This window comes from Pseudomonas sp. NC02, from assembly GCF_002874965.1.
Taxonomy (GTDB): Bacteria; Pseudomonadota; Gammaproteobacteria; order Pseudomonadales; family Pseudomonadaceae; genus Aquipseudomonas.
The window spans coordinates 5,536,244-5,560,849 of sequence record NZ_CP025624.1 but is presented as its reverse complement, the minus strand read 5'-3'; the positions used below and the strand labels follow the sequence as shown (position 1 = coordinate 5,560,849).

At 60.7% G+C, this 24,606-nt stretch carries 32 protein-coding genes; 30 read left to right on the top strand and 2 right to left on the bottom strand.

The features are described from left to right. Nucleotide 1 precedes the first annotated feature (1 nt). From C0058_RS26160 to recX, 29 genes are all read left to right on the top strand, one after another. A complete protein-coding gene (locus C0058_RS26160) occupies nt 2–304 on the top strand; it encodes a hypothetical protein (protein ID WP_256344671.1) in 303 nt (100 codons plus the stop codon). An 86-nt stretch (nt 305–390) separates the two neighbouring features. Beyond that, the gene (locus C0058_RS32850) at nt 391–564 is read left to right on the top strand and encodes a hypothetical protein (protein WP_003208665.1); all 174 of its coding nucleotides are present in this window, start codon (nt 391–393) and stop codon (nt 562–564) included. Nucleotides 565–566: 2 nt separating this feature from the next. Continuing rightward, nucleotides 567–1,733: a tail protein gene (locus C0058_RS26155; protein ID WP_003208663.1), complete on the top strand. Its 1,167-nt coding sequence runs from the start codon at nt 567–569 to the stop codon at nt 1,731–1,733. Further along, nucleotides 1,733–2,239: a phage major tail tube protein gene (locus tag C0058_RS26150; RefSeq protein WP_087695291.1), complete on the top strand. Its 507-nt coding sequence runs from the start codon at nt 1,733–1,735 to the stop codon at nt 2,237–2,239. The genes C0058_RS26155 and C0058_RS26150 overlap by 1 nt, the downstream gene beginning before the upstream one ends. A 51-nt stretch (nt 2,240–2,290) precedes the next feature. Further along, nucleotides 2,291–2,872 (top strand): phage tail assembly protein, encoded by a 582-nt coding sequence (locus C0058_RS26145; protein WP_087695292.1) that lies wholly within the window; start codon nt 2,291–2,293, stop codon nt 2,870–2,872. A gap of 127 nt (nt 2,873–2,999) precedes the next feature. After that, complete coding sequence (locus C0058_RS26140) at nt 3,000–5,192, top strand: phage tail tape measure protein (RefSeq protein WP_102369830.1); 2,193 nt, start codon at nt 3,000–3,002, stop codon at nt 5,190–5,192. Further along, entirely contained in the window at nt 5,192–5,575 is a 384-nt protein-coding gene (locus tag C0058_RS26135; RefSeq protein WP_087695294.1) for a phage tail protein, read from the top strand. Before C0058_RS26140 ends, C0058_RS26135 begins: the two co-directional genes overlap by 1 nt. Next, nucleotides 5,568–5,780 carry a tail protein X gene (locus C0058_RS26130; RefSeq protein WP_087695295.1) on the top strand — a complete coding sequence of 71 codons (213 nt, stop codon included), beginning with the start codon at nt 5,568–5,570 and terminating at the stop codon, nt 5,778–5,780. Before C0058_RS26135 ends, C0058_RS26130 begins: the two co-directional genes overlap by 8 nt. Before the next feature lie 9 nt (nt 5,781–5,789). Then, nucleotides 5,790–6,797, top strand: coding sequence for a phage tail protein (locus C0058_RS26125; RefSeq protein ID WP_087695296.1), 1,008 nt, complete (start codon nt 5,790–5,792; stop codon nt 6,795–6,797). Nucleotides 6,798–6,861: 64 nt separating this feature from the next. Then, entirely contained in the window at nt 6,862–7,452 is a 591-nt protein-coding gene (locus C0058_RS26120; RefSeq protein ID WP_102369829.1) for a hypothetical protein, read from the top strand. Beyond that, complete coding sequence (locus C0058_RS26115; protein ID WP_087695298.1) at nt 7,449–7,631, top strand: DUF2635 domain-containing protein; 183 nt, start codon at nt 7,449–7,451, stop codon at nt 7,629–7,631. Before C0058_RS26120 ends, C0058_RS26115 begins: the two co-directional genes overlap by 4 nt. Beyond that, nucleotides 7,631–9,127 (top strand): phage tail sheath subtilisin-like domain-containing protein, encoded by a 1,497-nt coding sequence (locus C0058_RS26110; RefSeq protein WP_102369828.1) that lies wholly within the window; start codon nt 7,631–7,633, stop codon nt 9,125–9,127. The genes C0058_RS26115 and C0058_RS26110 overlap by 1 nt, the downstream gene beginning before the upstream one ends. A gap of 64 nt (nt 9,128–9,191) precedes the next feature. Continuing rightward, on the top strand, nt 9,192–9,539 hold the full coding sequence (locus C0058_RS26105) for a phage tail tube protein (protein ID WP_010170089.1): 348 nt from the start codon (nt 9,192–9,194) through the stop codon (nt 9,537–9,539). Next, a complete protein-coding gene (locus C0058_RS26100) occupies nt 9,536–9,832 on the top strand; it encodes a phage tail assembly protein (RefSeq protein ID WP_102369827.1) in 297 nt (98 codons plus the stop codon). Before C0058_RS26105 ends, C0058_RS26100 begins: the two co-directional genes overlap by 4 nt. Nucleotides 9,833–9,837: 5 nt before the next feature. Further along, the gene (locus C0058_RS33120) at nt 9,838–9,963 is read left to right on the top strand and encodes a hypothetical protein (RefSeq protein WP_010170085.1); all 126 of its coding nucleotides are present in this window, start codon (nt 9,838–9,840) and stop codon (nt 9,961–9,963) included. Then, nucleotides 9,963–11,579 (top strand): hypothetical protein, encoded by a 1,617-nt coding sequence (locus C0058_RS26095; RefSeq protein ID WP_102369826.1) that lies wholly within the window; start codon nt 9,963–9,965, stop codon nt 11,577–11,579. Before C0058_RS33120 ends, C0058_RS26095 begins: the two co-directional genes overlap by 1 nt. Next, entirely contained in the window at nt 11,566–12,804 is a 1,239-nt protein-coding gene (locus C0058_RS26090) for a DNA circularization protein (RefSeq protein ID WP_102369825.1), read from the top strand. The genes C0058_RS26095 and C0058_RS26090 overlap by 14 nt, the downstream gene beginning before the upstream one ends. Nucleotides 12,805–12,807: 3 nt before the next feature. Further along, complete coding sequence (locus tag C0058_RS26085) at nt 12,808–13,845, top strand: phage baseplate assembly protein (protein ID WP_102369824.1); 1,038 nt, start codon at nt 12,808–12,810, stop codon at nt 13,843–13,845. 16 nt (nt 13,846–13,861) lie between these two features. Then, nucleotides 13,862–14,371, top strand: coding sequence for a phage baseplate assembly protein V (locus C0058_RS26080; RefSeq protein ID WP_017480159.1), 510 nt, complete (start codon nt 13,862–13,864; stop codon nt 14,369–14,371). Continuing rightward, a complete protein-coding gene (locus tag C0058_RS26075) occupies nt 14,371–14,769 on the top strand; it encodes a phage GP46 family protein (RefSeq protein WP_087695304.1) in 399 nt (132 codons plus the stop codon). Before C0058_RS26080 ends, C0058_RS26075 begins: the two co-directional genes overlap by 1 nt. Beyond that, nucleotides 14,759–15,799: a baseplate J/gp47 family protein gene (locus C0058_RS26070; protein WP_102369823.1), complete on the top strand. Its 1,041-nt coding sequence runs from the start codon at nt 14,759–14,761 to the stop codon at nt 15,797–15,799. The genes C0058_RS26075 and C0058_RS26070 overlap by 11 nt, the downstream gene beginning before the upstream one ends. After that, a complete protein-coding gene (locus tag C0058_RS26065) occupies nt 15,787–16,386 on the top strand; it encodes a YmfQ family protein (protein WP_087695306.1) in 600 nt (199 codons plus the stop codon). The genes C0058_RS26070 and C0058_RS26065 overlap by 13 nt, the downstream gene beginning before the upstream one ends. Nucleotides 16,387–16,397: 11 nt before the next feature. Beyond that, nucleotides 16,398–17,723 (top strand): tail fiber protein, encoded by a 1,326-nt coding sequence (locus C0058_RS26060; protein ID WP_102369822.1) that lies wholly within the window; start codon nt 16,398–16,400, stop codon nt 17,721–17,723. 8 nt (nt 17,724–17,731) lie between these two features. After that, complete coding sequence (locus C0058_RS26055) at nt 17,732–18,331, top strand: phage tail assembly chaperone (protein ID WP_102369821.1); 600 nt, start codon at nt 17,732–17,734, stop codon at nt 18,329–18,331. 30 nt (nt 18,332–18,361) lie between these two features. Beyond that, entirely contained in the window at nt 18,362–18,919 is a 558-nt protein-coding gene (locus tag C0058_RS26050; RefSeq protein ID WP_087695309.1) for a glycoside hydrolase family 19 protein, read from the top strand. Then, nucleotides 18,907–19,398, top strand: coding sequence for a lysis system i-spanin subunit Rz (locus C0058_RS26045; RefSeq protein WP_102369820.1), 492 nt, complete (start codon nt 18,907–18,909; stop codon nt 19,396–19,398). The genes C0058_RS26050 and C0058_RS26045 overlap by 13 nt, the downstream gene beginning before the upstream one ends. 71 nt (nt 19,399–19,469) lie before the next feature. Beyond that, nucleotides 19,470–19,970 carry a CinA family protein gene (locus C0058_RS26040; protein WP_102370300.1) on the top strand — a complete coding sequence of 167 codons (501 nt, stop codon included), beginning with the start codon at nt 19,470–19,472 and terminating at the stop codon, nt 19,968–19,970. 83 nt (nt 19,971–20,053) lie between these two features. Beyond that, nucleotides 20,054–21,112 (top strand): recombinase RecA, encoded by a 1,059-nt coding sequence (recA, locus tag C0058_RS26035; RefSeq protein ID WP_003208645.1) that lies wholly within the window; start codon nt 20,054–20,056, stop codon nt 21,110–21,112. Between the two features lie 8 nt (nt 21,113–21,120). Then, a complete protein-coding gene (gene recX, locus C0058_RS26030) occupies nt 21,121–21,588 on the top strand; it encodes a recombination regulator RecX (protein ID WP_003208644.1) in 468 nt (155 codons plus the stop codon). Between the two features lie 168 nt (nt 21,589–21,756). Here the strand turns inward: recX and C0058_RS26025 are convergent, their stop codons facing one another. Together C0058_RS26025 and C0058_RS26020 are read right to left on the bottom strand one after the other, a co-directional pair. Further along, a complete protein-coding gene (locus C0058_RS26025; RefSeq protein WP_087695311.1) occupies nt 21,757–22,866 on the bottom strand; it encodes a TIGR00730 family Rossman fold protein in 1,110 nt (369 codons plus the stop codon). Between the two features lie 375 nt (nt 22,867–23,241). Then, nucleotides 23,242–23,682, bottom strand: a complete 441-nt coding sequence (locus C0058_RS26020; RefSeq protein ID WP_003208640.1) for a PA3611 family quorum-sensing-regulated virulence factor — start codon at nt 23,680–23,682, stop codon at nt 23,242–23,244. Between the two features lie 205 nt (nt 23,683–23,887). On the opposite strand from C0058_RS26020, the gene C0058_RS26015 reads away from it, so the two are divergent. Then, entirely contained in the window at nt 23,888–24,598 is a 711-nt protein-coding gene (locus C0058_RS26015; RefSeq protein WP_003208638.1) for a tRNA-uridine aminocarboxypropyltransferase, read from the top strand. Nucleotides 24,599–24,606 lie beyond the last annotated feature (8 nt).

The following is a 24,606-nucleotide window of genomic DNA, read 5'->3' as shown; positions in this document are numbered from 1 at the left end:
TATGGTTGGGTCTATTAAAACACTACTGCTCGACTCTGGCGAAACGCTCATCAATGTTCCGGCTGATCGCCCTACACTTATCTCACTGGGGTTCAGCGAAGCCCGCGCCGACGAACTCTGCGAAGAAACGATACGAGCTGAAAAGTTGGAAAGCACCATCGCTGCGCGTCGCACGCTTTATGAAACTCAAGCTGACCCGCTGTTTCTCGAGTGGCAATACGACGAAACTCCTGAAAAGGAAAAGGCTTGGCGCGACAAAGTAGCCGAAATTAAGGCGCTTTATCCCTTGCCTGACCGCGACTGAACCCTACCGCGAAAGCGGTTTTTTTTCGCCCGCCCAAAGCCCCTCTCGCAGGGGCTTTGGCGTTTTCCACCCGGAGAATTCCACTCATGTTTAACCGCCAAACCTACACCGTCCTCATTCCATTCCCCACCGGCAACGGCCACTGGTCTACCGCCGGCGAGGAACTGGAACTGCTGGACGTCGAAGCATCCGCCCTGCGCACCGCTGGCCGCCTGGAACTCACCAGCGTCCTCAACTCCACCCCGAAGAAGGCTGACTGATCATGGCTGAGGTTTTGAACTTCGAACATAACGGCATCACCGTGAATGCCACTGAATCCCCCGAGGCCATGGGTGGCCTGGGCGATAACGTCATCGGCCTGGTGGGCACCGCCCCCAACGCCCATGCGTCGATTCCGAAAAACGCCCCGTTCCGCATCAACAGCTTCACTACCCAGGCGCTGCTGGACCCTACCGGCGCTGAAACCGGCACGCTGTTCCACGCCGTGTACCAGATCCTCAAAGTGGTCAAGGTGCCGGTCTACGTAGTGATCGTCGACGAGGGCACCACCCCGGCCGACACCATCAATAACGTAATCGGCGGTGAAGAGCCGGTCACCGGCCGCAAACTGGGCCTCGCCGCCCTGGCCAGCGTCCCCGAAGACCTGACCATCATCGGCGCCCCGGGCTTCACCGGCACCAAGGCCGTGGCCGGCGAATTCGCCTCCTTCGGCAAGCGCATCAAGGCCCGTGTGGTGCTGGACGGCAAGGACGCAACCGTCGCCGACCAGGTGACCTACAGCGGCGAACTGGGCGGTGCCGATCTCGGTTTCGACCGTTGCCTGCTGGTGCACAACATGCCGTCGGTGTACTCCAAGGCCGCGAAGAAAAACGTGTTCCTGGCGCCGTCGTCCCTGGCCATCGCCGCGCTGGCCAAGGTCAAGCAATGGGAAAGCCCGGGCAATCAGGTGACCTTCGCCGAAGACGTGTCCCGCGTGGTTGAGTACAACATCCTTGACACCTCCACCGAAGGCGACCTGCTCAACCGCTACGGCGTGAGCTACTACGCCCGCACCATCCTCGGCGGTTTCTCGCTGCTGGGTAACCGCTCCATCACCGGCAAGTTCATCAGCTACGTAGGCCTGGAAGATGCGATCAGCCGCAAGCTGGTCAAGGCCGGGCAGAAAGCCATGGCCAAGAACCTCACCAAGTCGTTCATGGACCAGGAGGTCAAGCGCATCAACGACTGGCTGCAAACCCTGGTGGCCGACGAGACCATTCCCGGCGGCAGCGTGTACCTGCACCCGGAATTGAACAGTGTCGAGAAGTACAAGAACGGCACCTGGTTCATCGTCATCGACTACGGCCGCTACGCGCCGAACGAACACATGATTTATCAACTCAACGCCCGCGATGAAATCATCGAGCAGTTCCTGGAGGACGTTCTCTAATGTTTACCAACCGAATCAGACAGGCCATGGCGGCCACCCTTCAAGGCCTGCCGTTGTCCGCAACCGTGGAAGAGTTCACCCCGCCGGTGATTGATTTTGATATGGAACCCATGACCGGTGGCCGCTTCATTGCCGAAGAAATGGCCAAGAGCGGCAAGGTGTTGAACGCGACCCTGGCGCTGCAGGGCGTGGGGCCCGAAATCATGCTGGCGTTGGGTGTGAAGCTAGGCGATGACATCCTGCTGAACGTACGTGAAGCCGGCCAGGATCAGGACGGCAAGACCTACTTCATCTACCACACGGTGGGCGGCAAGCTGAAAACCCTGACCGAATCCAAGCTGAAGATGGGCGATAAGGTCACCACCACGCTGATCCTGACCTGCCGCACCTACAACCGCCTCGAAAACGGCATCCCGGTGATCGACATCGATGTGCGAACGCAGAAGTTCGTGCTCAATGGCGTCGACATCCTGGGCGACGCCCGCCGCGCGGTACTGATGCCGTAAGCCCCTGGGAGCGAGTGTGCTCGCTCCCATACTTCACCAAGGAATTGTCCCATGGCCTGGATGCCTCCGCTGCACATCCTGCTGTCCCCGATCACCGCCGATACCGGTGAGACGATCGAGAAGATCCAACTCAAGCCGCTGTTCTACGCGCCACAGAAAGAAGCCCTGGCTCGCGCTGGCGACGACGAAGACGACCAATTTTTCGAACTCGCAAAACTCGCCACCGGCCTTTCTGAACATGAGCTCGACCAGCTCAAGCGTCCGGACTACGTCAGCATCGCGCAGTACGTGCACGAGATGTCGACCCGCCCGGCCTCGTTTTTCCTCAACGCTAACGATCAGCCACGGGAGTCGCAAACCAGCGAGCACGTCTCGCTGCTGCTGCCACTCGATACGGCCGGTCGCAGCCTCACCGCCGTCACCCTGGAAATGCCTGCATTGCGTGCCACCAAAGTGATGAAAAAACTCGCCACCAACAAAGAGCGCGCCGAGTTCATCACCGCCCACTGCACTGGCTTGATGATTCCCGATCTCGCCGGCCTGACCGTGCCTGACTGGACGGAACTGCAGGAGCGCATCGACGATTTTTTAAACAAGCCGGCGGACTTCTTTCGGAGCGCGATATCGAAGTAATCCTCGATATCGTTCCGCTCATTTACTCGGTAAATGAAGCGGAGATCCTCGATTGGGACGCTGGAAAAGCATTGCGCCGCTACGACATCGCGATCACTCGCCTTGGCGTCAAACAGGAGTAGAGCGGATGGCAAACAGTGAATATGGACTGAGGTCGGCCATCGCCAAGGATGGCGGGGCGCCTTTTGGCTCACTTGATCGAGCAGAGTCCTACGCCAGTATCAACGCTATTGCGCCAACGCTTGTGACACCCTCCTTTCTGGATACGGTCCCGGGCGACTCGGCCGGCCAGCAGATCAGCCAACTGGTTGCAGGGCAGGCTCGACTTATTGACACGCTGGAGTTGTTCAACGCCTCGCTGCTGAACCTGATGGACGCCCGACAAATCGAATCTGGCAACGCGGCGAGCGGTGCCAAGGCCTCCGAAGTTCCTGATTCGGGGACGCGGTCGCAGATGTTGGACGCGGCGATGACCGACCTGGATCAGTTGCTGGGGTTTGCAGGGCGTGAGCGCAAACATCTGCGCGAAACTAACCTTGCCATGGCGACAAAGCCGGTGGTGGCGGCGAGTGGTGCAAGTGCGGTCGATCTGGCCAAGGTCGAGTATGTGGCGGCAAAGTCCGGTATCGGCAGTGAGCGCGTCGACGCTTCGGGGAACATCGATCGCGCGGCGCGCCAGGTTGACCTGACACAGTTCGCCCGTGACTCCGCGATCATGGCCACGGCTTTCAAGATCGACGTTAAAAATGCTGGCGAAATCATCGGCGGGTGGCGCGCGTCGATGAAGCTCGACCGTGGGCAAGCTCTGGATCTGGCAGACGCGACAAACGTGTTGGGCACCAGCGTCTCGCTGAACGCTGAGGCTGCAGATATCGGTAGCGTTGTACAAGGCCAGGGTGCCGCCGCGATGGCGGCTGGCATGCGCCCTGAACAGATAGCGGCACTCTCGGCAGCGTTACTCAACGCTGGCAACAGCAAAGGTGCCACGGGTGTTGGGGTGGAAAAAATCAGCGCCGCCCTGGCAAAAGGTGAAAACGCCTCAGAGGCCCAGCGCAGTGCTTGGGCAGAACTCAAGCTTGACCCCAAAGTACTCGCGGGCGAGATGAAGCAAGACGCACCGCAAACGTTGGTGACGGTACTTGAAGCGCTCAAGGCGCAGCCTGCGCAACGACAGGCGGCGTTGGCCACACAGCTGTTCGACGGCAACCAGTCGATCCTGAGCCTGATGCCGGCAGTCGACAGTGTGAAGCAGGCCTTCTCGCTGGTGGCGGACAAGTCGACGTATGCCACCTCGGCCGTGGGCGCGCAGGGTTCAGTCGTGCGTTCGGCGGAGCTTCGTGCCGACTCCACACAAGCGCGCCGGCAGGCCTTCGACGCAAGCACCACACGGCTGGACACTGCCAGCGATACGGCGATGGCACCGATCGTGAATACCACGCTGACGGCGATGACCGCGTTGGTCAACGGCGTGGGTTGGTTGGCTGAAGCTTTGCCCAAGACGACTGCCACTGTCACGGTGGCTGCCGCGGTAATGGGGCCGCTTTTAAGCGGCGTGTTCGATGCCGTGAAGGACAAGGTTTTCGACAAGGTGGCCGGGAAGATTTTGCGCGAAGGCGATACAAGTCCCGGCAGCGGCTCCAGGAAGAAAGGCAACTCCACAAACAAGAACCGCCAAAAAGGCAAGGGCACGTCCAAAAATGCCAAGCCTTCTGCCGGCCCGACGTGGGGCTTGTCCGGCAAAACCGCCAAGCTCGCCAAATGGGCAGGTCCTGCGATGGTCATGGCAGACGCCGGCTTCGATTTCGTCAAGGGTGCTGTGACGGGAGATAAACAGCTGATGGGCTCCGCCGCCGGTTCTGCGGCAGGTGGGATTGCAGGCCAGTTCGCCGGCGCGGCTATTGGCCAGGTCGTGGGTGCAGCCGCCGGGGGGTTGCTGGGTACCGTTGTACCCGTTATCGGCAATGGGGTGGGGTTGGTTGTGGGCGGTGCAGTCGGTAGGTATGTCGGTGGTGCCTTGGGCACTGTCATCGGCAGCGACATCGGCAGCAACATCAGCGCGTGGTTAGGTGAAAAGTTTTCGAGCCCTGCCGACCGCCTCCCTCCACCCACAGATGTCAGCAAAAACCTCTCCAATGCTCAAGCCGATAATCGGCAAATCAACTTCGCCCCGCAGATCACCATCACCGCGCCCGAGCAGGCCAACTATCAACAGCTGGCGGCAATCGTGGTGCAGCAGATCGAGGCGCAGTTCAGGCCGTTATCGATGGACAACCTGCTGGCGACGCGACGCGACGCAGCACTGACCGATGGAATGGTGTGATGCGACAACAAATGGTGTTGGGTAGTTTTATTTTCGGGCTGTCGCGCGGGTTTGCCTACGACACGCTTGGTCGTGTGAGCAGTGGTGGTTGGGTGAGTCTGGAGATTATTGCCGGCAAACCCAAATCCAGCCAGACCGGCCAGGCCCTGGAGACATTGACCTTCGGTGGCAAGGCGGCGCGGGCGACAGGGATGGCGCGGCTGGATGAACTTCGTGCGTTGCAAGCCATGCGTACGCCGTTGCCGCTGGTAGATGGCATAGGTCGTAACTGGGGGTTGTGGACGATCAAGTCGGTGGACGAGAAGCAGGCTAACGTGATCGACGACGGCACGGCGATGCTGATCAATTGGACGCTGACATTGGAGGAGTTCGTCAATGCGTAAAGTTCGAAGTATTGCCGGTGACTCGGTGAACTTGCTGCTCTACCGTGAACTGGGCCGCAGCGATGATGCGGCGGAGGAAGCACTGTGGAGCCTGAATCCCGAGCTTGCGGAGCATGGCGCGGTATTGCCTGCCGGCATTGGCGTGATCGTGCCGGAACTGAGCGTGCGCCCTGTGGCGAAAAGTCCGGTTTCGGCGTGGGATTAAGGAGGATTCATGGCACTAGGATTCACACCGGTAGTGGAGATTTACGGGGCCAATGCCGTGTTGCTCAACGAGCGACTGCTGGAGTGGGAACATACCGACACTGCGGGTTTCGTGTCTGACCAGCTCAAGCTGACCCTCGACATTGAAGGGCTTGAGGGCTTGCCCGATCTGGGCGGCAGGATCGGTTTGCGTGTCGGGTATCTCGAGTCGGGCCTGGTAGATAAAGGCCTGTTCAAGATTACTCAGCGCACGCCATACCTGTTTCCCATGCGCCTGGTACTGGTCGCCACCGCGGCGCCGTTTGACGAGCACGAATTCAAACAGCGTCGCACCGCCAGCCATGGACCGATCACATTGGGCGCACTGTTTCGCCAACTGACGACACGCTATGGATTTTCACCGCGCGTGGCGCCGGACCTGGACGGTCAGATGATCAGCCATATCGACCAGACCAATGAAAGCGACATGAGCTTCCTGACCCGGCTTGCCCGGCGTTTTGATGCAGTGGCCAAGCCGGTTGACGAGCTGTACGTACTGGGCCGCAAAGGCCAGATCACCACATTGTCGGGCAAGGTGTTGCCAGACGTGCCGCTGTCGGTAACCCGCGATAATCGCCCCGGCGACCATGCGTTCATCAGTGCCAGCTTTACCGAGACAAGCCGCGCTAAATTCAATGGTGGTCAGGCGTCCTGGTGGGATGCATCTGCCGGTAAAAAACGTGAAGTAGAGGTCGGTTTCGCGCCGTTCAAAATTCTGTCGCAGCGTTATCAAAGCGAAGAAGAAGCCCGGGCTGCGGCTGAAGGCGAGATGCGCAGGGTTGGCCGTGAAGGTCTGGTCATCAATGTGGTCTGCCCGGGCGATCCGGCGCTGGGGGCTGAAGGGCTGTTACTGCTGGATGAGACCTGGCCCGGCTTCATGCAAGGGCGCTGGTCGATCGATACGGTGACGGCCAGCGGCAAGCGCAAAGAGAGCTACCGCTGCACAGTCAAGGCGAGCGGGTTGTCCGCACCTGAATGACACCTCCAATAATCCCCATTCACCCACCCGCCGTTGCGGGTTTTTTATTGCCCGGTGAGATGCCATGAAGATCACCTCCCTGGTCAGTCATCTTCGGGATCACTGCCCATCGTTCAACCAACACATCCGCGCCGGCCTCGACCTCGACGCGCTGCAAAACCTGCCAGTGCTCGACTCACCCCAGGCGGTCGTGACGCCGATCAATGACAAGGCCAGCCCTAACGCTGCGCAAAACAGCAGTCGCCAACCCCTGCGCGAACATTTTGGCGTGGTGCTGGTGCTGGATTTGCCGGAGGGCCAGCAAGCCCAGGCGATGGACCAGCTGCATGCCTTGCGCGCCGAGGTCTGGCGGGCGCTGGTGGGCTACAGGCCCGAGGGGTTCTACGAGCCCATCCAGTACGACGCTGGCGAATGGCTGTTGCTCAGCAAGGTTCGCGGGTTGTACCGGCTGCGGTTTTTTCTCGAGAGCCAGTTGGGACGCAACCTCAGCACGCAGCCGGCGGAAACCTGGCTCGAGCTTGAACTGGACGCTTTGCCGTCCTTCAACGGGGTGACGGTGCGGGTCGATGCCATCGACCCAGCCGACCCCAACCTGCAACGCCCAGGCCCCGACGGGCGCCTGGAAATGACGTTTTCTGCCGAGGTAAAACCATGAGCAAACGCATCACCGTACTGCCGGTTTCCGGCCGTGCCGTACCTGACCCGGAGGCGGGCGATCTGTTGCCCGCCGAAGGCCGCGAAGTCCCGGACAACGCCTGGTGGCGTCGACGTCTGGCCGATGGCGACATCACAACCAAAGCCGTCAAGGCGGCAAAAACACAGGGAGCCAAGTAATGGCGATCGGATTCAGTCATATTCCGGCGGACATTCGTGTGCCGCTGTTCTACGCCGAGATGGACAATTCGGCGGCCAATAGTGCGTCGTCGGCCCTGCGCCGGCTGATCGTGGCCCAGGTCAACGACAACGTCACCAGCCCGGAAATCGGCAGCCTGGTGCTGGTATCGAGCGCGGCCATGGCCAAGCGTATCGGTGGCCAGGGTTCGATGCTGGCGTCGATGTACGAGACGTTCCGCAAGAGTGACCCGGTGGGCGAGATCTGGTGCCTGCCGCTGCACAGCACCGAAGGCAGCGCGGCCAAGGCCGAGCTCAAGCTGACCGGCGCCGCGACCCAAGGTGGCATTCTCAGCCTGTACGTCGGCGGCACCCGGGTTCAAGCGACCGTGATCAATGGTGCGACGGCTGCCGTGGCTGCCACCGCCCTGGCGCTGAAAATCAACGCCAGTGCCGACCTGCCGGTCAGTGCGGTAGCCGCCGATGGCACCGTCACCCTGACCGCCAAGTGGACCGGTGAGAGTGGCAACGACATCAGCCTGCAGCTCAACCGCCTGGGCCAGAGCAACGGCGAACAAACCCCCGACGGCCTGACCGCCGTGCTCGGCAAAATGGCGGCGGGCGCCGGTGTGCCGGACCAGCTCGCGGCATTGGCTGCGCTGGGCGACGAGCCGTTCGAGTTCATCTGCATGCCCTGGGCCGACACCACCAGCCTCAACGCCTGGCAAGCGGTGATGGATGACAACAGCGGTCGTTGGTCGTGGGCCAAGCAACTGTTCGGCCACGTCTACACCGCCAAGCGCGGCACTATCGGCACCCTGGTGGCGGCCGGGCAAGGGCGAAATGACCAGCACGTGACCATCCAGGCCATGGAGCCGGGCGTGCCGCAACCGTTCTGGGTCCAGGCCGCAGCATTGGCTGCACGCACGGCGGTGTTCATCTCTGCCGATGCCAGTCGTCCGACCCAAAGCGGTAGCTTGCCGGGCCTCGATCCGGCCGACGCGAGCGAGCGCTTCACTCTGACCGAGCGCCAATCGCTGCTCAACTACGGCATCGCCACCGCTTACTACGAAGGCGGTTACGTGCGCATTCAGCGGGCGATCACCACTTACCAGAAGAACGCGTTCGGCCAGGCGGACAATTCCTATCTGGACAGCGAAACCCTGCACCAGTCGGCCTTTATCGTGCGCCGCCTGCAGAGCGTGATCACCAGCAAGTACGGGCGCCACAAACTCGCTGCTGACGGCACGCGCTTTGGCGCCGGCCAGCCGATCGTCACCCCGAGCACCATCCGCGGTGAGCTGATTGCCCAGTACGCCAAGCTCGAACTGGAAGGCCATGTGGAGAACGCCGAGCTGTTCGCCGAGCACCTGATCGTCGAGCGCGACAGCCAGGACCCGAGCCGGGTCAACGTGCTGTTCCCGCCGGATTACGTCAACGGGCTGCGGGTGTTCGCGCTGCTCAACCAGTTCCGTTTGCAGTACGACGCGGCGGTGTAGGCCCCGCGCTTTTCGCAACTGATTCCAGCCCGCCGAGTGCGGGCTTATTTTTGGGAGAAACATCATGGGTCAACTGATTGCGGGCACCTGCTACGTCAAAGTGGACGGCGCTCAACTGACCATCAACGGCGGCTGCGAAGCACCGTTGATGGCCGTCAAGCGGGAAACCGTGGTGCCGGGTTTCTATAAGGAAACCGACATCACCCCGTCTTTCAAAGTTACCGCGCTGCACACGCCGGACTTTCCATTGAAGCAACTGATCGCCGGCACCGACATGACCGTCACCTGCGAATTCAACAACGGCAAGGTCTACGTGCTGGCCGGTGCCTACCTGGTGGAAGAGCCGGTGGCCAAGGGCGATGATGCCGTGATCGAGCTGAAATTCGAAGGCATCAAGGGGACCTGGCAATGACCGATACGGTGAAGCTGCAAGCGGCCATCGAGGCCCACGGCGAGTCATTGACCGAACTCACCCTGCGCCGCCCGACGGTGCAGGAGGTGCGGGCAATCAAGGCGCTGCCGTACAAGATCGACAAGGGCGAAGACGTGAGTCTGGACCTTGACGTCGCCGCCAAGTACATCGCCGTGTGCGCGGGTATCCCGCCGTCGTCGGTCAACCAGCTCGACCTGATGGACTTCAACGCGCTGAGCTGGGCCGTCGCTGGTTTTTTCATGAGTGCGGCGCAGGCTCCGTCGCCGAGCTGATTGCGGTGGCCTATGACCTGGCCTGGTTCTGGAAGGTTGATCCCGAACAGATGCTGGCCAGGCCTTTGGATACGCTCCGGGAATCCCTGGAGCATGCGCAACGGATCAATGCGATGCAGCAGGTGCAGTGATGGCAGAAGCTCAGAAAGTAGAAAGTACCGCCGTGCGCCTGACCGGCATCGACCAGCTGTCGCCCAAGCTTGCTGCGCTGCAGGCCATGGTCGGGCGCTTCAGGCAGAACCTGGAACAGACCGGTCTCGGCAAGCTGGATATCGCCGGTTTGGTAAAGGGCGGTGGGCTGGCGGCACCGTTTATCAGCGGTATCAAATCGGCGCTGGCGTTCAAGGCTGAGGTCGGCGAGGTCAATGCCGCCGTGGGGCAGGGCGTTACCGAAACGGCGGCGCAAGGGCTGAAGGATTTCAACGCGTCGCTGGACAAGGTGTCGGTGGCGTTTGGTACTGCGCTGTTGCCGGCCGTCACGGCGGTGGTGGTCGGGTTGGAGCCGTTGCTGACGACGTTGGCCCAGGTGCTCACCGAAAATCCGCAACTGGTGCAGGGCCTGGCTGCCGGCGCAGTAGCGTTTACCGCGATGCAGGCGGCCGTCACCGGCGTGTCTCAGGCACTGGGCTTGATGCAGCTGGTGCTCAGCGCCAATCCGATAGTTTTGGTGGCTGTAGGCATTGCCGTGGCGGCAGGCTTGATCGTTGCCAACTGGAAGCCGATTTCGGCATTTTTTGTCGGGCTTGGCGAACGGGTGATGGCGGCGATTGGAACCTTGGGCGAGTTTTTCCAGACCGTCTTTGCGTTTCGTCCGCTGGAACAGGTGATGCGCTTGTGGGGGCCGATCACAGGCTTTTTTGCCGGGTTGTGGACGTCGCTGAAAGTGATGGCGCAGCCCTTGGTCGGCTTTTTCACCACACTGTTTTCCTGGTCGCCAATGGGTTTGATCGTCAACAACTGGACGCCGTTGAGCGGCTTTTTTGCGGCCCTCTGGGACTTGCTCAAGGCACTGAGTGTGCCGGTGGTCGAGTTCATGAAAAGCCTGTTCAGTTGGTCACCCCAAGGGCAAATCATTGCCAACTGGGGCGTGATCAGTGAGATGTTTGCGGCGATCTGGAGTGACTTCAAACTCACCGCGCTGGCGGCTTTTACCATCGTCAGCAGTTACTTCGATTGGTCGCCCCTGGACAAGGTTTCTGCCGTCTGGGGTAGCGTCAGCGGTGCATTCGCCTCGATCTGGGGCGATATCAAATTGCAGGCCCAGGACGCCTTTGTAGTGTTGAGTGGCCTGTTCGACGACTGGCATCCGATGGAGCAACTTGAAGCCATGTGGGCACCGGTGCTGAGTTGGTTCACCGCGCTGTCGGAGAAGCTTGCGGTGATCACCGCACCGATTCGCAAGCTGTTCAACGGTGGGCTGGGTGAAGTGATCAACCAGGCGACCGGCAGTGTGCTGGAGTTGACCACCGAGCAACAGGAACGTAATGCCGAAAGCGCGCGTAACCCATCCTGGTTCCGCAAGGGGCCTGGCTTGGTATCACCGCTGGCGTCCAGCTCCAGTTCGCTGCTGCAACAAACCGCTGCCAACAACCGCACGCAGCTCAACGGCGATTTGCGGGTGAGCTTCGACAATGCACCGGCGGGCCTGCGGGTGGACCAGCCCAGAACCAACCAGCCCGGCCTGAGCGTCACCCCACGTGTCGGCTACCGTTCCCTGTCCCTTGGAGGCTCCAATGAGCTGGCGTGATCGTTTGTTGCCGGCGTCGTTTCGTGGCGTCGGGTTTTGGGTTGACCAGGCGAAAGTCCCGGTCGGCAAGAAGGGCCAGTTGCACGAATACCCTCAGCGCGACCTGCCTTTTTTTGAAGGGCTGGGCCAACAGTCCAGGGTGCATGAGCTGACGGCATTTGTAGTGGGCGAGGATTGCCTGGAGCAACGCGACAAGTTGCTCAAGGCCCTGGAGGAGGGCGCCGGCGAGCTGGTGCACCCATGGCTTGGACGGTTGCAGGTCAAGGTCGGCGAATGCGAGATGACCCAAACCCGCCAGGACGGCGGGCTGGTGACCTTTGCCCTGAAGTTCTATCCCGACGAACCTTTGAAGTTTCCCACTACGGCGGTCAATACCCGCCAGCTGTTGCTGGTGTCGGCCGACAGTTTGCTGGGTTCGGCGGTGCTGCGCTTTGAGCAGGCCGTCGCACTGGTGAAGCAGGCGCGGGTGGGCATCCAGGCGTTGCGCAATGGCCTGGCAGAGGTTTACCAGGTAATTGAGCAGCAATTTGCCCCACTGATTCAGTTGTATGGCGACCTGAATGCCTTGGTCAAAGCCATCAAGGAAGTGCCCAAGGAATTGAGCGCCGAGTTCAAGGGCTTGCTCGGCGATTTGAAAGAGTTGAAGGCATTTGCCCGCAACGGCTATCGCGGCATGCTGGCCAACCTCTCGCAGCAGGTGGAAGCGGCTCGCACTATCGACGTGCCGAAGCTGACCACCGGCAAGGACAGCGTGGCGACGGTGCAAGCCACTGCCAACCTGGTACAGGATGCGTTGTGGGTGAAGATCGCCCATTGGCTGGCGGACGTACCGGTGGCGACAAAAGCGGTGACCCTCAGTACCACGCCATCCCTGGCGCAACAGGCGGCACAGCCGGTGCAGCGCCGCGAAGTGCCGGTGGCCGACGATGTGCTGATGCTGCGTGACCTTCTGAACGAAGCCATGTGGCAAGCCGCATTGAAGGCCGACGCCGGGCACTATGTTGCGCTGAACGACCTGCGCCAACAGATGTTCGCGCATCTGACGGCGGTGGCTTCGTCCGGTGTCCGGCTGGTCAATCTGACGCCGATGCGCAGCATGCCCGCCTTGCTGTTGGCCTATCAGCGGTTCGGTGACGCGACGCGAGTGGGCGAGGTGGTGCAGCGCAATCGGGTGGCCCATCCGGGCTTCCTGCCACCGGCGGACCTGCAAGTGGTCAGGGAGTAACCCATGAACGAGTTGGACAATGCCGTCACCCTGACCGTGGACGGCCTGGATTATGGCGGCTGGAAAAGCGTGGAAATCAGCGCCGACCTGGAGCGTCAATTTCGCACCTTCACCCTCAACATCACCTGGCAATGGCCCGGGCAAACCCTGGCGGCGCCGATCAAGCCCGGTGCCCGTTGCCAGGTACGCATCGGTTGCGACCTGGTGCTCACCGGCTTTGTGTTCAAGGCGCCCATCAGTTACGACGGCCGACAGATCAGCCTGAGTATTCAGGGCGGTTCAGTGACCCAGGACCTTGTGGACTGCGCAGCGATAAACCAGCCCGGCCAGTGGCGCGGGCAAAGTGTGCTGAGCATCGTCCGGGCGCTGACGGCCACCTATGGCGTGGAGGTGCACAGCGAGATTGCCGAAACCGCGCGCCTGCATACCCACAGCATCGTGCCCGGGGAGACGGTATTTCAATCCATCGACCGCTTGCTGACGTTGTATCGGGTGTTCTCCACCGACGATGCGGATGGGCGCCTGGTATTGGCATCGCCCGGTAGTGCAGGGCGTGCGAATGACAGCCTGGAGCTGGGCCAGAACATCCTTTCGGCTAACGCACCGATGGACTTCGACTCGGTATTTTCCGAGTACCGCGTCATCGGCCAGCACAAGGGCGATGATCAAAAAAACGCAGCGGCGGTCAGTGAGGTTTCAGGGATTTCCCGGGATGAAAAAGCCACGCGAAAACGCGTCACGGTGATCAGCGAACCGACGCAGTTGACCCCCGAGCTGGCCCAGCAACGCGCCGACTGGGAACGCGCCACCCGTACCGGAAAAGCCCTGACCACCACCTACACCGTGCAAGGCTGGCGGCAGTCCAACGGCGATTTGTGGCGCCACAACCTGTTGGTGCGGGTGATCGATCCGGTGCTGGGCTTTGACCAGGACATGCTGATCTCCAAGGTCACCTGGTCGCTCTCCGACCAAGGTTCGATCACCACCCTACAGGTGGCGCCGCCGTCCACCTTTGATGCCAATCCGTTGCCATCCGCTTAACCACCAAGGAATTTCCATGAGCTTACTGACTCGCCTGCTGGCGCGCGGCACTGTCGTGCTCGCCCACTCGGCCACCAAGCTGCAATCGCTGCAAATGCGCCTGACGGCAGGCGAAGTGAACGACGACATGGAGCACTTCGAACCCTACGGTTTTACCAGCAACCCTCTGGCGGGTGCTGAAGGCATCGCCACCTTCCTGGGCGGTGACCGCTCCCATGCCATCGTGCTGGTGGTGGCCGACCGTCGCTATCGCTTGCAGTCCCTGGCGCCGGGTGAAGTGGCGATCTATACCGACGAAGGCGACAAAGTTCATTTCAAGCGCGGGCGGGTAATCGACATTGAAACCGGCACCTTGAATATCCGCGCCAGCCAGGCGGTGAACATTGATACGCCGACCCTGACGCAGAGCGGCAAGATCATCTCCCAGGGCGACCAGATTGCCGGCGGCATCAGCCAGATCCGGCACGTGCATGTGGGCGTCCAGCCCGGCAGCGGTCAGACCGGTGCGCCGGCGGGAGGCCAGTGATGTTTGTCTCCGACAACCTGAAAAAGGCCCTGACCCGCTCGGTGCTGATCAGCCTGTTCACCTGGCGCCGTGCCGCGCCGGATGACCCTGTTGACGATGACGAGCGCTTCGGCTGGTGGGGCGACAGTTTTCCCAGCGTGGCCGACGACCGTATCGGCTCAAGGTTGTGGTTGCTGCGCCGGGTCAAGCTGACCCGCCAGACGCAACTGGACGCCGAATTCTATGCCCGCGAAGCCTTGCAATGGCTGATCGACGACGGGCATTGCAGCGCCATCGAAGTCCTCAGTGAGCGCCTCGACGCCCAGCGGCTCAACCTGCGCACGCAGCTGACCCTGGCCGATGGCGAGCGCCTGGACATCAACCCTGATAACAGTTGGCAGGTGATCTATGCCGTTTGAAACCCCTTCGCTGCCGGTGCTGATCAAACGCACCCAAAGCGACCTGGCCAGCGATTCGCTGCGCCAGTCCGATGCCCAGGTCCTGGCGCGCACACTGAGTGGCGCTGCGTTCGGCCTGTACGGTTATCTCGATTGGATCGCTGAGCAGATCCTGCCGGATACCGCGGATGAATCCACCCTGGAGCGCATCGCCGCGCTGCGTTTGAACCAGGCTCGCAAGGCGGCGGTGGCCGCCAGTGGCAGCGTGAGTTTTACCGCAGCGGCGGGCGCGGTGCTGGATGTGGACACGGTGCTGCAAGCCAGTGATGGTCGCAGCTTCAAAGTCACCGCTGCCGGTACCACCCATGCAGGCCTCAACACCGCCACGGTGCAGGCGATTGATGCCGGCACGCTGGGCAACGCTGATGCCGGGCTGAGCCTGATCGCGGTCCAGCCGCTGCAAGGTATTGGTTCGACGTTTACCGTGCTGGCGCCGGGGTTGACCGGCGGTGTGGCACGAGAAACCCTGGAGTCGCTGCGGGCGCGGGTGATTCGTTCCTATCGCGTTATTCCCCAGGGCGGTTCGGCACAGGATTACGAGACCTGGTCCCTCGAAGTGCCCGGCATTACCCGCGCATGGTGTCGCGGCAATTACCTGGGGCCGGGGACGGTGGGGGTGTTCGTGATGCGTGACGACGACCCGCAGCCGATCCCCAATGCAGCGCAGCTGGCGCAGGTTCAAGCCCATATCGAACCGCTGCGGCCAGTGACCGCTGATGTGTATGTGTTGGCGCCGGTGATGAAGCCAGTGGTTTATCAACTGCGCTTGACCCCCGACACCAGCGCCGTGCGCGCGGCCGTCGAGGCCCAACTGCGAGATTTGCACAATCGCGAGGCGGGGCTGGGCGACAGCTTGTTGCTGACCCACATCGCCGAAGCCATCAGCACCGCCACCGGTGAGACCGATCACAAACTGACAAGCCCGCTGGCGGACGTTACGGCGGCGACAAACCAGTTACTGGTGTTTGGAGGTATCACATGGCTGGGATAAGGACGGCTGGCCAGTACGAGGAGCAACTGATCGCCCTGTTGCCCAGCGGGCCGGCCTGGGACCTGGAGACCATGCCGCAGTTGCAGACGGTGCTCAAAGGCATCGCCGAAGAACTTACGCGCATCGACGCCCGCGCCTGCGACCTGCAAAACGAAATGGACCCCGTGACCGTCAGCGAACTGGTGCCGGAGTGGGAAAGGGTGATGCAACTGCCCGACCCTTGCCTGGGCTTGAGCCCGCTGTACGACGACCGTCGCCTGGCGGTGCGTCGACGTCTGTTGGCGGTGGGCAGCCAGCGCGCCGCGTACTACATCGAAATCGCCCGCAGCCAGGGTTATCCCGACGCCAGTGTCACTGAACATCGCGCCCCGCGCATGGGCCGCTCACGGTTTGGCGCGGCGCATTTTGGCACCTGGCAGGCGCACTTCATGTGGACGCTCAATACCGGCGGCCGCCAGCACTTGGGGCGGCGGTTTGGGGCGAGTTATTGGGGAGAGCGGTTTGGCGTCAACCCGGGCAATGCCCTGGAGTGCCTGATTCATCGCAGCGCACCTGCTCATACGCAGGTGCACATCAATTATGACTAGAGGATAGAAGCGTGGATTATCCAAAGAGTGTGCCCAGCGTTGGGCTGGTGAATGGCAAGTTTGTGGATGAAAACCCGGTGACCGGGACGCCGGGGAGTTTGATTCCGGCGGCTTGGGGGAATGGGATTACGCAGGAGATTTTGAATGTGCTGGCGGCGGCGGGGATTGCGCCGGATGAGACGAAGACCGATCAGCTGGCGCAAGCGTTGAGTGTGTTGAGTGATTGGTTGAAGTTGAGGAATAAGCCGACGACGTTGGCGGGGTATGGGATTACGGATGCTCTGGTGGTAGGCCGTACGTCCCAGCAGCGCCCAAGTCTTTCTTCCAGCATATTGGGTGAGATCGGCAATGGACAGGGGGGCGCACTGGAAATTCGTGAAGCGCAAGAAGTTTCTGATTCCACACGAGATTTCAACTATGCACCACGAATCATGTTCCATTGGGGCAAGATAATTGCTCGAGCACTCGCGATGAACGCGGACGGTGAGTTGCTCTGGAGTTCGAAGAAAATTTGGTCTGAGATCAACTTCAACCCTTCAACCAAAGCGGATAAGGCTACGACCCTTGCGGGCTATGGTGTGACAGATGCGCTGAGCATTGGTCAATACGGACTGGGTGGCAATGTTGCACCTGCTGCCGCGATTGATACCGTTGGGCTACCCGGCGGGTTTTACTATTACAGTGCCGGGAATACCAGTTTCGCCAACTACGTCGGATTGGTGAATATCCCTTACGGCGACGGAAATTACGCGGGGCAGATTGGTTTTCAGCAGGGGAACACAGAACCGGATGTCTACATCCGAGGCTGCTCTCAGGCTAAGGTCTGGAGCCCAACACGAAGGCTCTGGCACTCTGGAAATCTCGACCCAGCGTCGATGGGGGTTCCGGTCGGGACGACGATTCAGTATTGCGGTGCCTCGGCACCGGCTGGGTTTTTGAAAGAGAACGGTGCTGCGGTTTCTCGTACAGCCTATTCAAAGCTGTTTGACGTGATAGGGACGACGTTTGGCGCTGGTGACGGAAGCACTACGTTTAACCTGCCGGACAGCCGTGGTGAGTTCATCCGTGGCTTTGACGATGGACGCGGCGTGGACCCGCAACGCGGGCTGGGGTCGTTGCAACTGGATGCGATGCAAGGCCATTGGCACGGCCCTCGTCCTGGCACCACCCTGAACGGGAGCCCAGGCAACTGGAACGGCGTGGGCGGTGGTTCCAACGCATCGTTCAACATTGGCAGCACCGGTGACCCCGTAACCAACGGCGTCAATGGTGTTCCACGCACCGCCAACGAAACGCGTCCGCGCAACACTTCCCGTCTTATGTGCATCAAGTACTGAGGTCAATCATGACTGCTTCTGCCCCTGTTGTTTATCAGGCACACCCGGTGACGGGCGAATACATCGGAACGGCTTTTGCTGACCCCGATCCACTTGTCGAGGGGGCCTGGCTTATCCCCTCCATGGCTTTCAGTGAAGCCCCGCCTGTAACCGAGCCCGGCTTTGCTGCGGTTCACGTTAAAGATGCTCAAGCTATCTGGAACCTGGTTCCGGACCTGCGCGGCCTTGTGTATCGAACGGATACCGGCGAGGAGATCCAATGGCAGCAGTTAGGTGAGTTGCCGTTGGAGCTTACCTCGCTGAAACGCCCCGGGTCAGATCACGTTTGGGATGGCTCGTCCTGGCATCTCGATGAAAAGCTGAGGAACACGAACGAATGTGAATCCGAACGACTCTGGCGGGATTCGGAAATCGACAGTATCAAGTGGCTTCGCGAGCGCCATCGGGATGAGTCCGATCTGAAGCGAGATACCACGCTGACAGAAGGACAATTTGCGCAACTGCTGGCTTATTTCCAACTGCTGCGTGATTGGCCGCAGAACTCGAAGTTTCCAGCCTCCGAATTTCGGCCGGTTAAACCGGACTGGATGGTTGGCCTTGTACAATAGTGTGGTGCTCGTGAGTTCGGAGGTTTTTTCATGCCGATAACCCAGAATGATCTTGTGCAAATCATGCCCAACGCCCGCGCCCAAGCGGGCGTTTTCGTATCTGCGCTGAACACAGCCATGTCCAACCGCCAAATCACCACACCCAAACGCATCGCCGCCTTCCTCGCCCAAATCGGCCACGAATCCGGCGAACTGCGCTACGTACGTGAACTGGGCAGCGATCAATACCTGAGCAAATACGACACCGGTACCTTGGCCGCCCGCCTGGGCAACTCCCCGGAAGCCGACGGCGATGGCCAGAAGTATCGCGGCCGCGGCCTGATCCAGATCACCGGCCGGCGCAACTACCTGGCGTGCAGTCAGGCACTGTTCGGCGATGAGCGTTTGTTGCACCAACCGGAGTTGCTGGAGACGCCGCAATGGGCGTGCGAATCTGCCGCGTGGTTCTGGCAGCGCAATGGCTTGAACGAACTGGCTGACCAGGACCAGTTCACCACGATCACCCGGCGCATCAATGGTGGCCTCAACGGTCTGGAGAACCGTATGCAACTGTGGGCGCGGGCGAAGGCGGTGTCATGGGCTTCCTGACGTCATATCGCCTGCTTGGCTTTTGCCTGTTGTTCGCAGTTTCGGCGGGTGTTGCCTGGCAGGTACAGGCTTGGCGATATGGCGCACAACTCGAGCACCTGCAGGCTCTGCATGCCGCAGCACTCAGCCAGCAACAACAGGCCGAACAGGACAAACGGCTGGCACTGGAGCAACAACTCAGCGCCAGCGACCAACAACACACCCGGGAGCTTTCCGATGCACAACGCGCTCAGGCTCACCTGCGGGATCGCCTGGCCACTGCTGATGTGCGGTTGTCAGTCCTTCTCGACGCCAGCGATTCAGGCAGCGGCTGTGCAATGCCAGCCACCGCCCCCTCCGGCAGCCTGGTTCATGGCGCCCCGCGAGCCCGACTTGACCCGGCGCATGCTCAACGAATTATCGGCATCACCGACGACGGCGACAACGCAATGATCGCCTTGCGCGCCTGCCAGGCGTATGTCCGGGCTGTCGCGCGTTAGTCTCTTGTAACTTGCATGGCCCATGGGCTCCTGTAGGGTAGGCGAATGCCCGTCCACTCCAGGAGATGACCGTGAAGGAAATTACTCAACTCGCCGCTGAACTTGGCCGACGCTTGCAGGTTCTCAATGCCCACGTCACGACGGCCGAGTCGTGCACCGGCGGCGGTATCGCCGAGGCAATCACGCGGATTCCCGGGAGTTCGGCCTGGTTCGAGGCGGGCTATGTCACGTATTCCAATCGCCAGAAGACCCGGCAGCTGAATGTGCCGGAGGCCCTGTTCCCCAAGGTCGGTGCCGTCAGTCGCGAAGTGGTGGAGGCGATGGTGCGAGGCGCCCAGGAGAAAAGCCTGGCGCGTTTTGCCGTGGCAGTCAGCGGTGTGGCCGGGCCCGATGGCGGTTCGCCGGACAAGCCGGTGGGCACCGTATGGCTGGCCTGGGGCGTGGGCGATGAGGTTACCGCCGAGCTCGAACACTTCCCTGGGAACCGTGACGAGGTCCGCCGACAAACGGTAAAGGCCGCACTAGAGGGCTTGTTGCGACGAGCTGCAGCAGAAATAGAAAAACAGGGGTAGGCGATCACGGATCTTTGTGGAACAATACTGTCTACTTATACAGGTGTTGGCCGCCAGGCCTTATTGATTACGTGAGGACTTTAATGGACGACAACAAGAAGAAAGCCTTGGCTGCGGCCCTGGGTCAGATCGAACGTCAATTCGGCAAGGGTGCCGTAATGCGTATGGGCGATCACGACCGTCAGGCGATCCCGGCTATCTCCACTGGCTCTCTGGGTCTGGACATCGCGCTCGGCATTGGCGGCCTGCCAAAAGGCCGTATCGTTGAGATCTACGGTCCTGAATCTTCCGGTAAAACCACCCTGACCCTGTCGGTGATTGCCCAGGCACAAAAAATGGGCGCCACCTGTGCGTTCGTCGATGCCGAGCACGCCCTGGATCCTGAATACGCCGGCAAGCTGGGCGTCAACGTTGACGACCTGCTGGTTTCGCAACCGGACACCGGTGAGCAAGCGCTGGAAATCACCGACATGCTGGTGCGCTCCAACGCCATCGACGTGATCGTGGTCGACTCCGTGGCAGCCCTGGTACCCAAGGCTGAAATCGAAGGCGAAATGGGCGACATGCACGTGGGCCTTCAAGCCCGCTTGATGTCCCAGGCCCTGCGTAAAATCACCGGTAACATCAAGAACGCCAACTGCTTGGTGATCTTCATCAACCAGATCCGGATGAAGATCGGCGTGATGTTCGGCAGCCCGGAAACCACCACCGGTGGTAACGCGCTGAAGTTCTACGCTTCGGTCCGTCTGGACATCCGTCGTACTGGCGCGGTGAAGGAAGGTGACGAGGTTGTTGGTAGCGAAACCCGCGTTAAAGTCGTGAAGAACAAGGTGGCCCCGCCGTTCCGTCAGGCCGAGTTCCAGATTCTCTACGGCAAGGGTATCTACCTGAACGGCGAGATGATCGACCTGGGCGTGCTGCACGGTTTCGTCGAGAAATCCGGTGCCTGGTATGCCTACAACGGCAGCAAGATCGGCCAGGGCAAGGCCAACTCGGCCAAGTTCCTTGCGGATAACCCGGATGTTGCCGCTACGCTCGAGAAGCAGATCCGCGACAAGTTGCTGACCCCGGCACCTGACGTCAAGGCTGCCGCCAACCGCGAGCCGGTTGAAGAAGTAGAAGAAGTCGACACTGACATCTGAAGCAAACGATGAGCGTTGTCCTGGATACACCCGTCGCCGTAAGGCGCACTGCAATGGACCTGCTCGCACGGCGCGAGCATGGTCGAGTCGAGCTGACGCGTAAGCTGCGTCAGCGTGGCGCAGATCCCGAGATGATCGACGCAGCCCTTGACCGTTTGACGGAAGAAGGGCTGCTGTCGGAGTCCCGTTACCTCGAAAGTTTCGTCTCCTACCGAGCCCGATCCGGCTATGGCCCTGCACGAATTCGTGAAGAGCTGAGCCAGCGTGGCCTGCAGCGTGCTGATATCGAACTCGCGTTGCGTGAGTGCGGCATCAGTTGGCAGGCACAACTGGAAGAAACCTGGCGGCGCAAGTTTGCCGGTCATCTGCCTATTGATGCGCGTGAGCGGGCTAAGCAAGGTCGCTTCCTGAGTTATCGCGGGTTTTCGATGGAGATGATCAGTCGCCTGTTGAGCGGTCGGGATATGGATGACTGAAGGCTGCGCCTGGTAAATGGTTGCTCTGATCACTACGGGGCTTGGTGTGGCGAGGGAGCTTGCTCCCGCTGGGCTGCGCAGCGGCCCTAACCTGCGCATCGTTCTACCTGACACAACCCAAAAGGCCCGCTATGAAAATAGCGGGCCTTTTTTCGTTTCAGTGTCAGGTCACGCCGTCTCCGTCACCCGCTGCTGCGTTTTCCCCTGAGCCTGGGCCCAGTTTTCCGGCAAGTTGATGTAATCCACCAATTCCCGCAACCGTCCCTGATCACGCCCGTTGAAGTTGAACACCAGCCGCGTCAGATGGCTGAAGCTTGGCTCGTCATGCTCTTCGCCGGTGTACGCGATTTGTTGGAAGTCGTCACTGAGGCGAAGACTGGCAAATGCCTCCTGCAGATGGGCCAGTGCGCGGTCACTCAACGGATGATTCATGCGAATCACAAACTGGCGCTTCAGCCAGCGGGTGGAGTGAAAGTTGGCGTAGAACTGGTTGATTTCGTCCACCGCCTCTTCGGCGCTGTACACCAGGCGGACCAGCTTGAGGTCGGTGGGCAGGATGTAGCGATTGGCCTCAAGCTGGCTGCGGATAAAGTCCAGTGCGCCTTGCCAGAAGCTACCGCCCGGTGCATCCAGCAGTACCACCGGTACCAGCGGGCTTTTGCCGGTCTGGATCAGGGTCAGCACCTCCAGCGCTTCATCCAGGGTACCGAAACCGCCCGGGCACAGGATCAAGGCGTCGGCTTCCTTGACGAAGAACAGCTTGCGGGTAAAGAAGAAGTGGAAGGACAGCAGGTTCTCGGTGCCATCGATGGTCGGGTTGGCGTGCTGTTCAAAAGGCAGGGTGATGTTGAACCCCAGGCTGTGCTCCAGGCCGGCACCCTCGTGGGCCGCCGCCATGATGCCGCCGCCACCGCCGGTGATCACCATCAGATCCGAACGGGCCAGGACCGCGCCCACTTCCCGGGCCAGTGCGTACAACGGGCTTTCCACCGGCGTGCGCGCCGAGCCGAACACCGTGACTTTGCGCCGCCCCTTGAACTGTTCGAGCACGCGGAAGGCGTGGTCCAGTTCCCGGATCGCCTGCAAGGTTATCTTGGCATTCCAGCGGCTGCGGTCGTCCTGGGCCATGCGCAACACGGTGAAGATCATGTCGCGATAAAGGGGGATATTTGGACTGTTGGGCGCAATCAAGTGGAGTTGCGCGTCGACCTGCTGCGTGAGGTCGGTGCCGTTTTCTTCAAATTGACGGATCAGGAGTTCATTCGGTTCGTAAGGCATTCAACTTCTCCTTCTTCACAGAACCCTGGGTGCCGGCGAGAAATTCGTCGGGACCACGACACTGCATGTGTCGTTGCCTCTGATTAACGAGGTGGGCGAAACCGGTTCTGTATATTCCTTATGATTAAAAACCTTTGCATTGCACGCTCAGGAGGGCAACCCTCTTTTGCCCTGAAAATGTTACAGGACGGTGTGAAAACCCGATGTTCCAGGCGTTCAGGATGAATTGATCATGAGCCTATAAAGTCTTGGCTGGCAACCGCTTATTGATCACTTCTGAGGGAGTTTAGACGCTGCCGCGGGCGGGCAATGGCGGAGAGTGCAGAGGGGTATATTGCGCGCCGCTGGTCAGCGGCGCGCGACAGGAGTTATCGCTTACTTTTTCTTCTTCGCGGCAGCCGGTGCCGGGCAATCTGCTTCCTGGAACTTCACCGAGGCTACCGGGCGGTTGGTTTTGTTCTCGGTGATTTCATAGCGCATGATCGCGCCCTTGGCCATCAGCTCGCGGTAACCCTTGTTCAGGCACACACTTTGGCCGAGCTGGAAGTACACAGCCTTGGGGTTGGCGCGCATTTGCTCGGCGCGGTCGGGCAGTACGCTCAAATGGTCAATCAGCTGCAAGCCTTCAACGGTGTAGGCAACTTCCAGGGTCTTTTCGTCAATTTCCCGTGGCAGTTCTTTGTTGGTTTCCTCTGCGACGCTTTGCAGCTTCCTGTTCAGTTGAGCCTCCAGCAACGAGGCCGCTTGGGCACCCAGAGGCAACACCAGCGCGAGGGCGACGGACGGAACTACAAGGCGTGGCATAAGACGCAGCATGAAACTCTCCTGATTCGGTTACTGGTGCATAGACCAGCCACTGCGCTGTGCGTTCAGTGGCGCGGGATTATAGGTGACCGCTTGCCCCTAGGGCCAGCCTATTGCCGGGAAGTGCAGGTGGCCGGGGGCGGCTCTGGTAGACTGCGGTAACTTTTGCCTTCCGAGTTCTATCCGTGTCGATTTCCACTTCCCTGCGGCGCACCCGATGAGCCATGCCGTCTCCCGTTTGCGCACGCAGCGCCTGGCCCGTGCCGTAAAACCGTTTGTAGCGCGAGGCTCGCGGGCCGAACGCTGCCCCGGCTGCCGGGTGATTCCCGAGTACTGCCTGTGCGCCTGGCGGCCCAAGGTCCAGGCCAGATCCGGCATGTGCCTGCTGATGCACGACGTAGAGCCGATGAAACCCAGCAACACCGGCTGGCTGATTGCCGATGTGATCAACGACACGACCGCGTTCCCCTGGTCGCGCACTGAGGTTGAGCCGGAGTTGCTGACCTTGCTGGCCGACCCGCAATGGCAGCCATACATCGTCTTTCCCGGCGAATTCGTGGCCCCGGAGCGGGTGGTCCATCAGGTCAGGCTGGAGGAGGGCAAGCGCCCGCTGTTCATTTTGCTGGACGGCACCTGGAGCGAGGCGCGCAAGATGTTCCGCAAGAGCCCGTACCTGGAGCACTTGCCGGTGCTGAGCCTGGCGCCCGAGCAACTGTCGCGCTACAAGCTGCGTCGCTCCAAGCGTGATGACCACTTCTGCACCGCCGAAGTCGCCGCGCTGTGCCTGGAGCTGGCTGAAGATGCCGCAGCCAGTGAAGTCCTGGATGCCTATCTGGACGTATTCAGCACTCACTACCTGGCCGCCAAGTTTCAACTGGCGCTGGACCCGGCCGATGTCGTCCATACTCGCCTTGCACCTTATCTATAGGTGTCATG

What these genes read in the sequence shown, in the direction of transcription:
- C0058_RS26055 (WP_102369821.1), top strand. Translation starts at nt 17,732, where the DNA reads ATGACTGCTTCTGCCCCTGTTGTTTATCAGGCACACCCGGTGACGGGC.
- recX (WP_003208644.1), top strand. Translation starts at nt 21,121, where the DNA reads ATGAGCGTTGTCCTGGATACACCCGTCGCCGTAAGGCGCACTGCAATG.
- C0058_RS26015 (WP_003208638.1), top strand. Translation starts at nt 23,888, where the DNA reads ATGAGCCATGCCGTCTCCCGTTTGCGCACGCAGCGCCTGGCCCGTGCC.
- C0058_RS26090 (WP_102369825.1), top strand. Translation starts at nt 11,566, where the DNA reads ATGAGCTGGCGTGATCGTTTGTTGCCGGCGTCGTTTCGTGGCGTCGGG.
- C0058_RS26100 (WP_102369827.1), top strand. Translation starts at nt 9,536, where the DNA reads ATGACCGATACGGTGAAGCTGCAAGCGGCCATCGAGGCCCACGGCGAG.
- C0058_RS26110 (WP_102369828.1), top strand. Translation starts at nt 7,631, where the DNA reads ATGGCGATCGGATTCAGTCATATTCCGGCGGACATTCGTGTGCCGCTG.
- C0058_RS26145 (WP_087695292.1), top strand. Translation starts at nt 2,291, where the DNA reads ATGGCCTGGATGCCTCCGCTGCACATCCTGCTGTCCCCGATCACCGCC.
- C0058_RS32850 (WP_003208665.1), top strand. Translation starts at nt 391, where the DNA reads ATGTTTAACCGCCAAACCTACACCGTCCTCATTCCATTCCCCACCGGC.
- recA (WP_003208645.1), top strand. Translation starts at nt 20,054, where the DNA reads ATGGACGACAACAAGAAGAAAGCCTTGGCTGCGGCCCTGGGTCAGATC.
- C0058_RS26080 (WP_017480159.1), top strand. Translation starts at nt 13,862, where the DNA reads ATGAGCTTACTGACTCGCCTGCTGGCGCGCGGCACTGTCGTGCTCGCC.
- C0058_RS26120 (WP_102369829.1), top strand. Translation starts at nt 6,862, where the DNA reads ATGAAGATCACCTCCCTGGTCAGTCATCTTCGGGATCACTGCCCATCG.
- C0058_RS26095 (WP_102369826.1), top strand. Translation starts at nt 9,963, where the DNA reads ATGGCAGAAGCTCAGAAAGTAGAAAGTACCGCCGTGCGCCTGACCGGC.
- C0058_RS26155 (WP_003208663.1), top strand. Translation starts at nt 567, where the DNA reads ATGGCTGAGGTTTTGAACTTCGAACATAACGGCATCACCGTGAATGCC.
- C0058_RS26070 (WP_102369823.1), top strand. Translation starts at nt 14,759, where the DNA reads ATGCCGTTTGAAACCCCTTCGCTGCCGGTGCTGATCAAACGCACCCAA.
- C0058_RS26150 (WP_087695291.1), top strand. Translation starts at nt 1,733, where the DNA reads ATGTTTACCAACCGAATCAGACAGGCCATGGCGGCCACCCTTCAAGGC.
- C0058_RS26105 (WP_010170089.1), top strand. Translation starts at nt 9,192, where the DNA reads ATGGGTCAACTGATTGCGGGCACCTGCTACGTCAAAGTGGACGGCGCT.
- C0058_RS26045 (WP_102369820.1), top strand. Translation starts at nt 18,907, where the DNA reads ATGGGCTTCCTGACGTCATATCGCCTGCTTGGCTTTTGCCTGTTGTTC.
- C0058_RS26140 (WP_102369830.1), top strand. Translation starts at nt 3,000, where the DNA reads ATGGCAAACAGTGAATATGGACTGAGGTCGGCCATCGCCAAGGATGGC.
- C0058_RS26050 (WP_087695309.1), top strand. Translation starts at nt 18,362, where the DNA reads ATGCCGATAACCCAGAATGATCTTGTGCAAATCATGCCCAACGCCCGC.
- C0058_RS26125 (WP_087695296.1), top strand. Translation starts at nt 5,790, where the DNA reads ATGGCACTAGGATTCACACCGGTAGTGGAGATTTACGGGGCCAATGCC.
- C0058_RS26085 (WP_102369824.1), top strand. Translation starts at nt 12,808, where the DNA reads ATGAACGAGTTGGACAATGCCGTCACCCTGACCGTGGACGGCCTGGAT.
- C0058_RS26115 (WP_087695298.1), top strand. Translation starts at nt 7,449, where the DNA reads ATGAGCAAACGCATCACCGTACTGCCGGTTTCCGGCCGTGCCGTACCT.
- C0058_RS26065 (WP_087695306.1), top strand. Translation starts at nt 15,787, where the DNA reads ATGGCTGGGATAAGGACGGCTGGCCAGTACGAGGAGCAACTGATCGCC.
- C0058_RS26135 (WP_087695294.1), top strand. Translation starts at nt 5,192, where the DNA reads ATGCGACAACAAATGGTGTTGGGTAGTTTTATTTTCGGGCTGTCGCGC.
- C0058_RS26025 (WP_087695311.1), bottom strand. Translation starts at nt 22,866, where the DNA reads ATGCCTTACGAACCGAATGAACTCCTGATCCGTCAATTTGAAGAAAAC.
- C0058_RS26160 (WP_256344671.1), top strand. Translation starts at nt 2, where the DNA reads ATGGTTGGGTCTATTAAAACACTACTGCTCGACTCTGGCGAAACGCTC.
- C0058_RS26130 (WP_087695295.1), top strand. Translation starts at nt 5,568, where the DNA reads ATGCGTAAAGTTCGAAGTATTGCCGGTGACTCGGTGAACTTGCTGCTC.
- C0058_RS26075 (WP_087695304.1), top strand. Translation starts at nt 14,371, where the DNA reads ATGTTTGTCTCCGACAACCTGAAAAAGGCCCTGACCCGCTCGGTGCTG.
- C0058_RS26020 (WP_003208640.1), bottom strand. Translation starts at nt 23,682, where the DNA reads ATGCTGCGTCTTATGCCACGCCTTGTAGTTCCGTCCGTCGCCCTCGCG.